The 14,515-nt window shown below is 71.9% G+C and carries 10 protein-coding genes; 2 read left to right on the forward strand and 8 right to left on the reverse strand.

The window, feature by feature from the left end; genetic code table 11:
* Nucleotides 1-5: 5 nt before the first annotated feature.
* The 7 genes from Q8Q85_11305 to Q8Q85_11335 all read right to left on the reverse strand — a co-directional run bounded on the left by Q8Q85_11305 (nt 6) and on the right by Q8Q85_11335 (nt 12,678).
* Nucleotides 6-2,054, reverse strand: a complete 2,049-nt coding sequence (locus Q8Q85_11305; protein ID MDP3774841.1) for a hypothetical protein — start codon at nt 2,052-2,054, stop codon at nt 6-8.
* Nucleotides 2,048-5,428: a sigma 54-interacting transcriptional regulator gene (locus Q8Q85_11310; protein MDP3774842.1), complete on the reverse strand. Its 3,381-nt coding sequence runs from the start codon at nt 5,426-5,428 to the stop codon at nt 2,048-2,050. Before Q8Q85_11310 ends, Q8Q85_11305 begins: the two co-directional genes overlap by 7 nt.
* Complete coding sequence (locus Q8Q85_11315; GenBank protein ID MDP3774843.1) at nt 5,428-6,888, reverse strand: ATP-binding protein; 1,461 nt, start codon at nt 6,886-6,888, stop codon at nt 5,428-5,430. Before Q8Q85_11315 ends, Q8Q85_11310 begins: the two co-directional genes overlap by 1 nt.
* A 73-nt stretch (nt 6,889-6,961) precedes the next feature.
* Nucleotides 6,962-8,170 carry a hypothetical protein gene (locus tag Q8Q85_11320; protein MDP3774844.1) on the reverse strand — a complete coding sequence of 403 codons (1,209 nt, stop codon included), beginning with the start codon at nt 8,168-8,170 and terminating at the stop codon, nt 6,962-6,964.
* A gap of 218 nt (nt 8,171-8,388) precedes the next feature.
* The gene (locus Q8Q85_11325) at nt 8,389-9,273 is read right to left on the reverse strand and encodes a hypothetical protein (GenBank protein MDP3774845.1); all 885 of its coding nucleotides are present in this window, start codon (nt 9,271-9,273) and stop codon (nt 8,389-8,391) included.
* Nucleotides 9,270-11,105, reverse strand: coding sequence for an ABC transporter ATP-binding protein (locus tag Q8Q85_11330; protein ID MDP3774846.1), 1,836 nt, complete (start codon nt 11,103-11,105; stop codon nt 9,270-9,272). Before Q8Q85_11330 ends, Q8Q85_11325 begins: the two co-directional genes overlap by 4 nt.
* Nucleotide 11,106: 1 nt before the next feature.
* On the reverse strand, nt 11,107-12,678 hold the full coding sequence (locus tag Q8Q85_11335) for a bifunctional response regulator/alkaline phosphatase family protein (GenBank protein ID MDP3774847.1): 1,572 nt from the start codon (nt 12,676-12,678) through the stop codon (nt 11,107-11,109).
* A gap of 67 nt (nt 12,679-12,745) precedes the next feature.
* Between Q8Q85_11335 and Q8Q85_11340 the strand changes: the two genes are divergently transcribed.
* Together Q8Q85_11340 and Q8Q85_11345 are read left to right on the forward strand one after the other, a co-directional pair.
* Nucleotides 12,746-13,144 carry a hypothetical protein gene (locus tag Q8Q85_11340; protein MDP3774848.1) on the forward strand — a complete coding sequence of 133 codons (399 nt, stop codon included), beginning with the start codon at nt 12,746-12,748 and terminating at the stop codon, nt 13,142-13,144.
* Nucleotides 13,144-14,007: a DnaB-like helicase C-terminal domain-containing protein gene (locus Q8Q85_11345; GenBank protein MDP3774849.1), complete on the forward strand. Its 864-nt coding sequence runs from the start codon at nt 13,144-13,146 to the stop codon at nt 14,005-14,007. Before Q8Q85_11340 ends, Q8Q85_11345 begins: the two co-directional genes overlap by 1 nt.
* Here Q8Q85_11345 and Q8Q85_11350 read toward each other — a convergent pair.
* Nucleotides 14,004-14,300, reverse strand: a complete 297-nt coding sequence (locus Q8Q85_11350) for a hypothetical protein (GenBank protein ID MDP3774850.1) — start codon at nt 14,298-14,300, stop codon at nt 14,004-14,006. The genes Q8Q85_11345 and Q8Q85_11350 overlap by 4 nt on opposite strands.
* Between the last annotated feature and the right edge of the window lie 215 nt (nt 14,301-14,515).

A 14,515-nucleotide genomic window follows, 5' to 3' on the forward strand; every position in this document is an offset into this window, starting at 1 on the left:
CCCTACTAGCACAGCGTTCCCCAGAGCACGAGGCCGATCAGGAGGAGGCCGACACCGAGGAGCAGCAAGCCGCTCACGGCCGCGACCATGTTCATCCATCCGGGCGGCGGCGGAGCCGCCTCGTCGATGATCGCCCGGCGGCTGGGTTCCTTCCCTTCCACCTTAGCCCGCAACGCCCCGGCGATCAGCGGATGCTCCTCCTCCATGTACCGGAGCGAGGCGCGGCCAGTGAACATGACCGCGTCGAGCGGCCACTTGTCGGGCCGGAGATGGACGTTGAAGAAGTGGATGATGAAGATGAAGGCGGTCGCGATCATCGCCTCGTACGAGTGGATGATGATGGCGACGTTGAACACGATGCCGGGGAAGATCCGCGCGAAGAACACCGGCTGCCAGAGCACGATGCCGGTCGCGCTGATGATGCCGACGCCCCACAGCTCCGCGAAGTAGTCGAACTTCTCCAGGTAGCTATACCGGCCGAACTGCGGCTTCGGCCCGCGCCCGAAGAACCACTTCACCATCGCCACCGCATCGCGCGCGTCCTGCCACCGGAAGGCGATCGACTCGGATCCGAGCAGCAGGCCGCGCTTGTCCCGCGCCCTCCACACCCGGTACGCCAGGTACGCCGCGTAGAGCCCGAAGTAACCGAAGACCATCACGCCGGCAACGCGATGGATCCGACCCGCGAGTATCCCGCCGCCCAACAGCCGTGCCAGCGCCGGCGCCCACGCGGTGCAGCTGTACCTCAGGGGCAGCCCGGTGAGGACCAGCAGGTAGAAGCTGGCCACGATCAGCGCGTGGATGACCCGGAAGACGAGGTTGAAACGCCACACGTAGGGTGGGCCGCCCCGCAACGCGGCGTCAAGCGGTTCGGCCGGCGCCGCGTGCGCCGCCGCGGGTTGCCGCCGCCGGTCGATCATCGTGCGCGCGTACCACAGGGCCGCGTGCGTACCCCACCCGATCATCGTGCCGTACAGCACGACGTTCATGAAGAACCAGATGTAGAAGATCCCCGGGTTCTGCGCGCGGCTCCTGGGGTTGGCGTGGGGCCGATACCCGGCGAACCCTCCGCTCGCGCCCTCGTGGCAGTGCCGGCAAGTCGCGATCCGGTTCCCGGCGGAGACGGTCGAGGCCGGGTCCGTCGTCCGGAACACGGCATGCGCCGTGTGGCAGTCGGCGCACTCGGCGGCCCGAACGGAGCCCAGGGCCGCGGCCTGGCCGTGATAGGTGTCGCGGAAGGTCGAGCCATACTCCTCGTGGCACCGCGTGCACGCGAGCGTCGACGCGAACCGCCAGGTGGGATCGCTGGCGCGACGGATCCCGTGCTCGCCGTGGCAGGAGATGCAGGTCGCCGCGGTGTCGGCGCCGATCGGCTCCACCCCCGAAGCCTGGCGCGCCGCGGTGCGCCCGTGGACGTCGCCCCAGTACGTCGCGCTCTCCTTCGTGTGGCACGCGCTGCACGCGCGGGCGAGCGCCAGGTCGATCTTCCGCGTGGCCTCATCGGGCACGGGACGCATGTCGTGCGTGCCGTGGCAGCGGGTGCACGCGATCGAGTCCCCGTGCACGTCGCGGGCGGCGCTCCGCACCTGCCCCGGGTGGCAGCGCCGGCACGCCTCGCGCATGTGCGCGCGGCCGGCGGCCGTCGGCAGGAAGCCGGACCGCGCGACGTCGTGCCCGCCGTGGCAAGCGACGCAGGTCGCGGCCGGCGCGTCCCCGCGCGCCCTGGCATGGACCCCCGCCCGCCAGCGGGAGTCCTGTTCGGCGTGGCAGCGACCGCACACCACCCGCAGCGCCGCCGCCGGCTGGTGCGGATAGCGCTCGACGCCGGTGTGGCAGGCGGCGCACGCCACGCTCGCGTGCGGCCCGCCCGAGAGCGCGGCGCGCGTCACGACGAGGCCCGCTCCGACGTTCCGATCGGAGGCCGCCCCGAGCAGGAACTCCCGGCTCGCGTGGCAGCGCTCGCACTCGGGGGACCGCTGGGCGCGCGCGGGCCGGGCCGGGAGGGCGGCGAACACGGCGGCGAGCGCGGTGACGACCGAGGTGCGCGCTAGCATAGTTGCACCCACATGATCATGCCGACGATGACCAGTCCGACGGCGAGAGCCAGCAGGCCCAGAGTCGCAGCCGCGATCGTCATCCAGCGCGGCGGCGGCGGCGCCGGCGCGTCGGGGACGGCGCGAGGGCTGACCGGACGCGAGGCCAGGTCACCCCAGGTTTCGGCGGTGAGCGGGTGATCCGCCTCGAGTGACTCCGCCGTGGCGCGGCCGGTGAACATCACGCCGTCCAGCGGGAACTTGTCCGGCCTGAGGTGCACGTTGAAGAAGTGGATGAGGAACATGAAGCCGGCGGCGAGCATCGCCTCCTCGGAGTGGATGACCGCCGCGACGTTGAACGCCCAGCCGGGCAGGATCCTCGTGAAGATGCCCGGGAACCAGCGGATCAGTCCCGTGCCACCTAGCAGCACGATCCCCCAGAACGCGCCGAAGTAGTGGAACTTCTCGTTGTAGCCGTACCGGCCGAAGCGCGGATACGGCGCCCTGCCGAAGAACCACTTGAACATCTGCACGAAGTCGCGGAAGTCCTGGGGCTGCGGGACCACCGAGTCGGGACCCCACAACATCGCCCGCCGGTTGGTGGAGCGCAGGAGCAGCACCGTGGTGTAGACGACGTGCGCGGTGAAGTACAGCACGGTGACGGCGCCGGCGCCGCGGTGCACCAGGCCGGCGACACGGGTGCCGCCGAGGAGGCGCATCATGTCCACCGCCCACACCGCGCACGAGAAGCGGAGCGGCAGGCCGGTGATGACGAGCGCGAAGAAGCTGACGACCGAGACGCCGTGCACCAGGCGATGGAAGAGCTTGAAGCGCCAGACGTACGGCCCTTTCCCCCGGTCGGCGCTGTCCATGGGCGTGCGCTCCTTCGGCCGCGGGGGCAACCCCAGCGCCTTCCGCCGCCGCCGCTCGGCCCACCGGATCTCAAGCAGCCGCGCCAGCCACAGCACGGTGTGCAGCCCGAACACCGCGAACACCGAGAAGAGCAGCACGTTCATCAACAGCCATGCGGCGAAGACCGGCGGGCTGTCGGAGGGATCGCGGGCACGGACGTGGGCCCGGTAGGAGACGAAGCTGGGCCGCGCGGCCGACCCGTGGCACGCGGCGCAAGTCTCTACCCTCCGCCCGGCGGACGTGGACGCGCGGGGATCGCTGGAGGGGAAGATCTCGTGAGAGCCGTGGCAGTCCACGCAGCGCGCAGCGCGGTAGTAGCCGACGCGCGTCGCGCGTCCGTGGTAGGTGTCGGCGTAGGACTCCCCCTCGCGCCGGTGGCAGGCCCCGCACCGCTCGACCAGGGCCACTTCGCGATCGAGGGCGTGTGCAGGCTTCATTCCGTGGCCGCCGTGGCAGGCAACGCAGGTGGCAGCGGTGTCGGCGTGAAGCGGGGCCGCTCCCGCGACCTGCGCGCGCGCCGCGATCCCGTGGACGTCGCGGAACGCGACCGTCGCCACCGAGTCGTGGCAGCCCGCGCACCGCTCCGAGATGGCGATGGGGACGCCGCGCGTGGCAGGATCGCGCACCGGCTGGATCATGTGTGCCCCGTGGCACGTGGCGCAGCTCACCCGGTCCTTGTGCACGTCGCCCGGCGGGAAGGGCCGGTCCGCGTGACACGCCACGCAGCGCGCCGAGAGCGCTATCGCGCCCGCGCCGCGCTCGAGCTCCCGGCTTGGTCGCACGTCGTGCGTGCCGTGACAGCTCGCGCATCCCGCCTCCTCCCGGCCGCGGCGGCCCCCGTGGGGACCGGCCCGCCACAGCGAATCCGCCTCGGTGTGGCACGTCCCGCACGGCACCACCGCGCGCCCTTCCTCCGGGTGCGGCAGGAGGCCGGGGATGGGGTGGCAGCGCACGCAGGGCACGGACGCGTGGACGGTGCCGCTCAGCTCGTCGCGCGAAACGAAGAGCGAGTCGGCATGGTAGCCGGCCGGCGCCCGCCGGTGGAGGAACTCGCGGTCGGCGTGGCAGATCTCGCACTGCGCGCTCGTCCGCCGCTCCGCGGCCGTCTGCGCCCGGAGGAGCGGCGCCACGGCAAGCAAGGCGGCCGCGAGAAGGCCGTACCGTTTCATCCGGGTGCGCACCTGATGCCGGCTGATGCCGAGCGCCTCCGCGGCGCGGGACTGGTTGCCTCGGGCGTGCTCGAGCGCCGCGACGAGGAGCCGGCGCTCGACCTCCTCCAGCGTCGTCCCGCCAGAGACGGCGGCGCTTGCCTGCGGCGCCGCCAGCTCGGGCGGCAGCTCACGGGTGCCGAGCGTCTCGCCGTCGGCGAGGAGCACCGCGCGCTCGATGACGTTCTTGAGCTCCCGCACGTTGCCGGGCCAGGGATAGCGGGCCAGCACGGCCAGTGCGCCCGGCTCGACCCCGCGCACTCTCTTGCCGAGCTCGCGGTTGAACTGGGCCACGAAGTGCTTGGCCAGCGGCTCGATGTCCTCGGGTCGCTCGCGCAGCGGCGGCATGGTGATGGGGATGACCCGCAGCCGGTAGAAGAGGTCGGCGCGGAACCGTCCGGCATCGACCTCCTCGGCGAGCGACCGGTTGGTGGCGGCCATGATCCGCACGTCCACCTTCAGATCGCGGGTGGCGCCGAGGCGGCGGAACGTCTTCTCCTCGATGAACCGGAGGAGCTTGGCCTGGACACCCGGGGTCAGCTCGCCGATCTCGTCGAGGAAGAGGGTGCCGCCGTCGGCCATCTCGACCAGTCCGCGCTTGGCCGCGTGGGCGTCGGTGAAAGCGCCGCGCTCGTGCCCGAACAGCTCCGATTCCATGAGCGTCTCGGGGAGCGCGGAGCAGGTCACGTTCATGAACGGCCGCGCGGCCCTCGGGCCGAGCCGGTGTATCGCCTGCGCGATCGCGCCCTTGCCGGTGCCGCTCTCGCCCTCGATCAGTACGGTGGTCGCATCCGCCGCGGCCAGGCGCGCGACCAGCTCGAAGACGCGCTCCATTGCCGGTCCGGTGCCGATCACCGTCGTGCCGGCCAGCGAGCTGCGGTCCCGCAGCGCCGCGACCTCGCGGCGCAGCGCCGTCACCGCCAGCGCCTGCCGCACGGTCGCGACCGCGCGATCCAGCGAGAACGGCTTTTCCAGGAAATCGTGCGCGCCGAGCTTCAGCGCTTCCACGGCCAGGCTGACCGTGGCGTGCGCGGTCATCACGACCCACACGCTGTCGCCGCCGTGCGCCGCCTCGCGGAGCAGATCGAGCCCTTCGCCGTCCGGCAGGCGGAGGTCGAGCAGCACGACATCCGGCGCAGCGGTGTCCAGCCCGGCGCGCGCCTCACGCAGGGTACCGGCGGCCGCCACCTCGATGCCTTCGTGCTGCAACCGCTCGGCGAGCACGCTGCGCAGCAGGGCATCGTCTTCCACGATGAGGAGACGCTCTCCGGCCATCAGGCCTCCGCCATCTCCGCCGCGGCCGCCGCGGCGCGCACCGGGAATCGCAGGTGGAAGACCGTGCCCCGGCCGACCTCGCTCTCGACCCACACGCGACCGCCGTGCGACGCGACCACGCGCGCCACCAGCGCGAGACCGAGGCCGGTACCGTACGGCTTGGTGGAGAAGAAGGGCTTGAGGATGCGGTCGATGTTCTCGGGCGCGATCCCGACTCCCGTGTCAGCCACGTCCACCGCGACATCCTCGCCGCCGGAGCGGGTCGTGACGGTGAGCGTGCCCCCGCCCGGCATGGCTTCGACCGCGTTGACCAGCAGGTTGTGCATCGCCTGCTCCAGCCGCGCCGAGTCACCATCGATGACCGGGACGGCGGGGCCGTAGTCGCGCACCACGGTCACCCGCTCGGACCCCGGCACGCCGGAGAGCCGCACCAGCGCCGCGTCTATCACCTCGTGCAGCTTCGTGGGCTGCGCGTTCAGGCCCACCGGCTTGGCGAGGCTCAGGAGGTCGCGCAGCGTCTGATCGAGCTGCACCAGCTCGAGGTCCACGCGCCGTAGCAGCGCCTTCTCTCCGTCGCTCATCGCATACTCCTGCGCGATCAGCTCGATGGCGCTCTTGATGCCGGCGAGGGGACGCTTGATCTCGTGCCCGACCTCCGCCGCCAGCGCCCCGACCTCCGCGAACCCCGCCTGCTCCACGAGAGTGCGCCCGCGGGTCTGAGCGAGACGCTCGGCCTGCTGCTCCCTGGCGATCAGCGCATCCACCGATGCGCCCAGCCGGCCGAATTCGTCGCGGCGCTCCATTCCCACCCGCGCGCCCTGCTCGCCCGCCCTGGCCCGCGCCAATCCCGCGCGCAGCTGTCCCAGCGGCGCGACAATCTCGCGCTCGAGCATCGCGCCCAGCACCACGGCATAACCGAGCCCTAGCAGTACGGTGAGCACCACGCCGTAGGTGCGTCCCCGACGGATCGTGTCTCCTATTTTCTTCTCGTTGAGCAGGAACTCCAGCGTGGCGCGCCCTCCCGGGCCTCCGACGCCCGAAAGCGCAACCACGGCGCTGACGATGGGCGCGCCGGCACCGCTCACTACCAGCCCTTCGGGCGGAATGTCCCGCGGGTCCGGCAGCGCGGCGCCGATCCTCTTGGCGCCTTCCTCGGCAGGACTGCTGGAGAGGAGAACACGGCCGTCGAACGCGACGATCCGGTAGCCCTCGGCGGGGGGACGGTTGGTGAGCGAATCGAGCCGCTCGCGCACCAGTCCCACCTGTCCGTGAGCCAGAGCGCCCTCGATCGAGGGCCGAATGGCGCGGGCGGCCATCAGCGCGTGGTCCGCGGTGAGGGTGAACTGCTCACGCTCCCAGTAGCGGAACGACAGCAGCGTCGCCGTGCCCAGCACCACGAGCAGGGCGCCCAGCCCGGTCACGAGGACCTTGGCGCGGACCGACAGGTCTTGCAGCCTCATCCACTGTGCGAAAAGGCGCAATCCGCGTGCCGTTAAGCAAGCGGACCGCACCTCAGTGAACCGAGCCGGGGACCTAGATCGCCAGAAGCCCGAGCACCGCGCCGGCAGATGCGTGCGCGGCGATGGCCGTCCCCAGGCCGCGACGCCAGAACAGATATCCGAACAGGACGGCCGGGATGGCCATGCGGGCCACCACGTAGGAGACGGTGACGGCGACGCCCGGAAGGCCGAGGGCCGGAACCATGGGCCAGTGGACCAGCATGTCGGCAAGGGTCGCGACCACCACCGCGACACCCACGGCCCACTCGCGCCGGGGTGGAACGAACCGCATCACCAGGACGAAGGCGACTGTGAAGAGGAAGAGCCTCAGCGCCAGCTCATCGGCGACCGCGTCGGCCACCGCGAGGACGACGGCGCGCGTCACGCCGAGCCGCGAAGCGTCGGTGGGGATGCCGAGCACTCCCTCGCTGAACGGCACCGCCAGGAGCGCCACCACGACGCCCGCCGCGCCCGCCAGTCCCGCGCGCCCGAGCAGGTCACGCCACCCGCGCGCCGGACCGAAGCGGGCGACCGGGAGCAGCGGCCGGACCTTCCGCAGCAGCGCCAGTCCGGTGGTGATGATCGGCCCGTAGAACCAGAAGGTGGCGGCGATCACGAACACGGCCGCCCCGATGCCAGTGAGCCGCACGTCGGTGAACCAGATGGTCGGACGGCGGATCGCCACGGTCACGGCCAGCGCGACGAAGGTGGCGCCGACGAGGAGCGTGCCCGGCACCCGGTCCGGCCAGCGCCGGTAAGCGAGCTTCGCGGCGTCGAGGCCCGCGCCCGCGGCGAACGCGAGGACGCCGAAGGTCAGCAGCCACGCGAGCACCGACACCGCGGTCGCGAACACCTTGTGACTGTGGAGCGCTATCGGCAGGGTGGCCACCCACCCCGCCGTGAGCCATCCGAGCAGCAGAGCAGGCACCAGATAGATCAGGCCGTGCGCCATCTGGCCGGCGGCCACGCGCGGCGTCGTGCCATCCGGCCGCCCGAAGATGCCGAGGACCAGCCCGTGCAGCAGCCCGAGCGCCGCGCCGATCGCGTAGAGCAGCACGCTCATCATCAGGAACGCGTGTGCGCTCAGCCGGTCGGTCGCCAGCAGGCCGACCACGGCCACGCCACCCAGCAGCAGCCCGCCAGCGAGGGACCACGCGATGAGCACCGCCGCCGGCAGCTCCACTTCGCGCTGCGGAACGTGGGTGCCCGTCGCGCCAGCCTGGAGATCCGCGTTGGTCGTCATAACCACCTCCTGCCTCGGTACACCTTCATCTGCGCTTCCGATGGCAAGGAGAGGCATGGGCGGTGCCAGGAGACGCGGGCAGCGCGCGACAATGGCTATCGCACTTGGCGCCCGCGACTTGCGGGTAGGAGGAGGATCGAGCGGGTCGCTGTGGCGAAGGCGCGGTTGCGCCGATCGGGCCAGCAACTGTGTGAAGCGGAACAGGCGGGAGGGCAGATTCAGGCCGGCGGCTTGCGTCTCCACAGGCGGTGGGTCCACAGGTACTGCTCCGGCGCCTTTCTTATCTCCTGCTCGAGCCGCGCGCGATAACGGGTAGCGATCCTCTCGATCACCTCACGCGTCTCCCCGCGCGGCTCCTCGTCCAGCACGTCCACCGAGAGCCGAAAGCGCCCGCCCGGCTCGGCGATCATCGCGCCGAAGACCACCGGCGCACCCGAGCGCGCGGCGAAGAGCCCCGGCCCCTCCGGGGTCTTGGTCGGCCGGCCGAAGAACGGGACCCAGGTGCTGCCGTGGATGGGGCTCTGGTCCGCGACCAGGGCGACCGGCCGGGCTTCGGCCAGCGCTGCGAGCACCCCCGAGCGCGCTTCGGTCATCGGGATCGTTTCGATCCCGAGCCGGCGGCGGGTCGCTTCGGCGTAGCGCGCCGCCAGCCGGCTGGCCGGCAGTTTCACCACCGCGGCGGCCTGGCCGCGCGACCCCAGCCATGCGCCGGCCAGCTCCCAGTTGCCGAGATGCCCGGTGAGGACGATGAGGCCGCGCCCGCGCGCGAGTAGATCGCCGAGGAGCCGCCGGCCCTCGGTGTCGTCCACCAGTGGCAGGAACGCCGCGGGTCCCGTGGCGGCGAAGCGGAGGACGTCGGCCGCCATCCGACCAAAATGCGCGTACATCCGTCGGCCCAGGGCCGCGCGCCCGTCGGGCGCGAGCTCCGGGAAGGCGATGGCGAGGTTCTGGTCGGCGACGGCGCGCCTCAGCGCCAGGGGATCGCGCGCCAGCCTGCCGAGCGCCGCGCCGAGGCCGCGCGCCAGGGAACGAGGCAACACGCGCGCTGCCGCGAGGGCGGCACCGAGCGCGAGCCCGACGGCGGCGTCGCTGCGGCGGGTCAAGTGGTGAGGACGGGCCTCGGGTCGGCGCCGAACTGGAGCAGGTAGAGACGGCGGTACAGGCCGCCCTTCTCCAGCAGCTCGTCGTGGCGTCCGCGCTCGACGATGCGCCCGCGGTCGAGCACCAGGATCTGGGTGGCGTGCTGCACGGTCGAGAGCCGGTGCGCGATGACGAACACCGTGCGCCCCCTCAAGAGCCGGTCGATCGCCTCCTGCACCAGCCGCTCCGACTCCGTGTCGAGCGCGCTCGTCGCCTCATCGAGGATGAGGATGGGCGGGTCGCGCAGCAGCGCGCGCGCGATCGCGATTCGCTGCCGCTCGCCGCCGCTGAGCCGCGCGCCGCGCTCGCCGAGCACGGTGTCGTAGCCCTGGGGCAGCGCGGCGACGAAGTCGTGCGCGTTGGCGGCCCGGGCCGCGGCCTCGATCGCCGCGGCGTCGTACCGGTCGGTCGCGCCGTAGGCGATGTTCGCGCGCGCCGTGTCGTTGAAGAGCACGGTCTCCTGGCTCACGATCCCCATCAGTCCGCGCAGGCTTGGCAGCGTGAACTCGCGCAGGTCGGCGCCGTCGAGCGTGATCGCGCCGCGGGTGGGCTCGATGAACCGGGGCAGCAGGTCCACCAGGGTGCTCTTCCCCGCCCCGCTCGCGCCAACGATCGCGATGATGTCGGCCTTCTTCGCCTCGAGAACGATGTCGCTCAGCACCCACGGGCCGCCCTCGTACGCGAACCCCACGCCCTTGAACTCGATGGCCCTATCGAACCCGCGCACCGTCTCGCGGCCGGGCGCGGTCGCCTCGTCCGCCGGCTGGTCGAGCACCTCCAGCACTCGGTCACCGGCGCCCATCGCCTGGGCGAAAACGGCAGGGAAGTTGGCCATGGTCTTGAGCGGCACGAGCAGCCGGAGCGCGACGAACAGGAAAAGGATGAAGCTCTCCGGCCGGAGCTCCGCGCCGGGCCCGGTCGCGAGCCGCGTACCCACCCACAGGAGCAGCACCGTCACCAGCGCGCCGAAGGTCTCGTTGATGGGCTGGGTGGCGAGGGCGAGGCCCTGGACGCGGATCGCGCCCCGCATGTAGCGAGTCGCCGCCTCGGAGAAGCGGCGGCGCTCGTAGCCTTCGGCGGCGTACGCCTTCACGAGCCGCGCCCCGGCGACCGTCTCCTGCATGAGGCTGGTCAGCTCGCCACGGTCGTCGAGGGTGCGGCGCAGGCGACGGCCCAGCCGCTTGACGACCGGCCTGAGCGCGAGGGTGACGAGCGGCGCGAGGATCAGCGCCAGCACCGAGAGCCGCCAGGAGAGCCCGAGGAGGATGACCAGGTAGACCGTGATCAGGGCGCCCGCCTGGAGGAGCGCGTTGGCCTGGTCGCCGAGGATGCCCTTCGCCTGGTCCGTGTCAGCGAGCATGCGGGTGAGCAGCTGGCCGCCGCGGGTGCGTTGGAAGTAGTCGAGCCGCATCCCCTGGAGATGCTGGTACAACCCGTTCCTGAGGTCGCGGACGACCTTCTCCTGGACCGTGGCGCTGCCCAGGCGCGACCCGTAGACCAGGAAGTTCTTCACCAGCACCGAAGCGAGGATCATGACCGCGACGTTGCGGAATGCGGCCTCCGGGTCGCTTCGACTGATGAGCCCGCCCACCAGCCAGTCGAGCGCGCGCTCGACACCGTTCTGTCCAGCGGCCGGCAATAGCGACGTCTCCCCGAACACGGCGCGGAGGAACGGGATGATCAATGCGAAGGTGAAGCCGTCGAGCACCGAGCCGACGGCGGCGGCGCCGAAACAGGCGAGGAGGAGCGGGAAGTACGGCCGGGCGAACCGCAGCAGACGGCGGTAGCGCTTCACCCTAGCGGCCCGTCCGCGGCGTCAGGAGCGCGATGGGCAGGACCATCTCCTCGGGCGAGGCTCCGCCGTGGAGGAAGGCGCCGCGATACCGCGCCTGGTATTCGCGCAGCTTGGTCGGGTAGACGAAGAACCGGTCCCCGACGGCGAACAGGGCGCGCACCCCCATGCCGCGGCGCGGCAGCCCGTAGCGCTCGGGGTCGTCCACGGAGATCGCGGCGTTGGCGTCCTCCGCCCGCAGATCCTCGCCGAACTTGAAGCGGAGGTTGTTCGTGGCGTCGCGCTTGGCGAACACCGTGGCCGGCGTGTGGCAGTGGATCGAACCGTGGTCGGTGGTGAGCACGACCCGCACGTTCCGCCGCTCGGCCTCGAGCAGGGCGGCTTTCAGAGAGGAGCGCTCGAACCAGGCGCAGGTGAGCGCGCGGAGCGCCGCCTCGTCCTTCGCGACCTCGAACAGGATGGCGCTCTCGGAGCGCGAGTGGGTGAGCTGGTCCACGAAGTTGAAGACCAGCGCTGTCACGCCGCCCTGCGACAGGTAGGCCGGCAGCTTGCGCGCCAGCTCATCGGCGTCCGAGCCGCCGAACAGCTTCTCGTACCGCACCGGCACGGGACGGCCGGTGAGCCGCTCCAGCTGCCGCGCCAGCAGCTCGGGTTCGTGCGCGTTGAGGCTCTCCTCCTCCTTCTCGGTCCACCAGGCGGGATGCTGCGCGGCGATGTCCCGCGGCAGCAGGCCCGCGAAGAGCGCGTTACGGCTGTAGGGTGTCGCGGTCGGCAGGATGCTGTAGTAGTAGGACGTCTCGATCTCGAAGTACGGCGCGATGAGCGGCTGGATCGCCTCCCACTGGTCGAGGCGCAGGCAGTCCACGATGACGAACAGCGCCTTGCCGTGCTCCTTCAACACCGGGAGGACCATCTCCTCCACGACGTCGTGCGAGAGCGCGGGCCGGTCCGCTTCGGGGTGGCTGATCCACCCGGCGTAGTGGCGGGTGATGAAGGCGGCGAAGTCGCGGCGCAGGCCGCTCGTCATGGCCCGCAGGGCCTCGAGCAGGCCGGGCTCGTTCGCCTCCGAGAGTCGGATGTCCCACACGGCGAGCTCGCGGACCAGGTCGATCCATTCGCGCCAGCCGAGGGCCGTGGCGCGACGCTCGTCCAGCTCGCGAAAGCGGCTCACGAACTCGCGCGAGAGGTGTTGCTGGCGGATGCGGTCGCCGTCGAGCAGCCGGGTCACGACCGAGAGGACCTGGCGCGGCTGTACCGGCTTCACGAGGTAGTCGTCGACCGCCAGGCCGATCGCCTCGTGCATGGTGGCCGAGTCCTCCGACTTCGTCACCATGACCACCGGGATGGATGGATCGAGGGACCGGATCGCCCCGAACAGCTCCAGGCCGCGCTGCCCCGGCATCTGCTCGTCCACGAGCACCACGCCGTAGGGCTGGCGGCGGAGAAGCTCCAGCGCGTCGTCCCCGTGCGCCGCCGCCTCGACCGCGTAACCGTGGTCGGTGAGGAAGCGACGGTGGGACTCGAGACTCTCGATCTCGTCGTCCACCCAGAGGATGCTCTTGGGCCGCGTCGCCATCCGGCCAACCTAGCCGGTTCTCCGCGCCGCCGCTACATTCCCGAGTGGGGATCCCACCACTGCCGACATGAGCCATCCCGCCCTGTCCAGCACCGACGCCGCCTTCGCGACGTTCCTCTCTGATAGCGCCCGCGGACCGGAGCGTGACGGTGTCTTCGCGCTATGGCTGGTGGTGCGCGCCGCCCTCGGCGCCGCGCCGCCCGCGGCGCCGGCGGCGCGCCAGCCCGAACGCCTGCGCGCCCTGTCGGCGAGACTGAAGAGCCTCAACGCCCCCGCCCCGCTCCGGCGGTCGCTCACCGCCGCCATCGCCGATCTCAGCGCGCCGCGCGTCGCTCCCGCCGTCGTGCTCTCGCACCTCGTCGCACCGTCGGCGGAGTGCCTGAGCCGCAAGGTCGCAGACGCCGTCTCCGCCGCGGCCAAGGCCGCCCGGCCCGTGCCGGCCGTCGCGCGCGCCGCGCCCGCCTGATGCCCGACATCCCGCGGCGCACCAACCCCGCCGCCGCCGTCGTGAGCCGCGTGGACCAGCAGCTCACCGGCGCGCCGAGCAACGCCGAGACGGTCTCCAGCGGCTTTCCCAGCGTGGACCGCATTCTGGGCGGCGGCTTCAGGCGTCGCGACCTCGTCGTGCTGGGCGGGGACGTCGGCGTCGGCAAGTCGTCGTTCGCGCTCGCCATCGCGCTCCGGGTGGCGGAGCGCGGGGAGCGGGCCGTCGTCGTTTCGGGCGAGATGGACGAGGAACGGCTCTGGGAGCGCGCGCTCGGCATCGAGAGCCGGACGCGGGTGGACGACATCCGGCGCGGCAAGCTCTCCGACGAGAGGCGCGCGGCGCTGGGCGCCGCCGCGGTGCGGCTGAGGGACCGTCCGCTGATCTTCGTGCCGACCGCCGCCGACAGCTTCGACGAAGTGGCCGCGCGCATCAACGCCGCCGGCGCGCCACTCACCATCGTGGACTACCTCCAGCTCCTGCCGCCGCGGCGCGCCGCTCGCGACCTGGCGGAGGAAACGGCCGCGGCGGTGCGCCGCCTCAAGGAAGTCGCGCTCGAAGCCGATACGGCGCTGCTGGTCGTGGCGCAGCTGCCGCGGCACAACCCCAAGCGGCGCGACCCGCGGCCCTCGCTCGACGACTTCGGGGCGCTGGGCGCGGTGAAGTACCACGCGGACGTGGTGCTGGGGCTGTACCGCGAGGAGATGTATCAGACGACCAGGGGCGTGGAAGGCGCGACGGAACTGATCGTGGCCAAGAACCGCCACGGCGCCACCGGGTTCGTGGACCTGTACTTCTACCAGGACTGGATGCGCTTCGAGGACATGGTGGACCCCGACCGCTAGCGCGGCCGCCCCGCCGAGGAGTCCTGCGCCTGCGCGCCGATCAGCGTGTAATGCGTCACGCCGGGGCCGGCGCTCCGGATCTGGATCCACAACGGCGGGCCGTCACGCTCGGCATACAGTTGAACCATCTCGCCGTTCATCGCGTCCCCGACGATCCGCCAGCCGCGCTCGGCCAGCCCGCGCCGGTAGAAACCCGCCACCGAGTCGCGGGGCACGTTCACGAGGAACCTCACGCTCAGCGTCTCGTCGGTCCCCGTCGAGTCGACTAATTGCGAGCCTGCAACGACCGGCACGTCCCGGAGCACGGCGGGCCGCGCACCGGGGGCGGGCCGTTCATCGGGGGCGGGCCGTGCACCGGGGGATTCCGCCCCGCCGCAGGCGGCAAGCGATGTGATCAGAAGAGCGGCGGCGCACGTCCTGGTGGTCATGGGCGCGAAGTATCACGGGCACGTCGTGGCGGGTCAAGCGCGCTGCGTTGCTCGGCTTGGGGGCGCGGGCTAGATTTTCC

It is taken from the genome of Gemmatimonadales bacterium (assembly GCA_030697825.1).
Lineage (GTDB): Bacteria > Gemmatimonadota > Gemmatimonadetes > Gemmatimonadales > JACORV01 > JACORV01.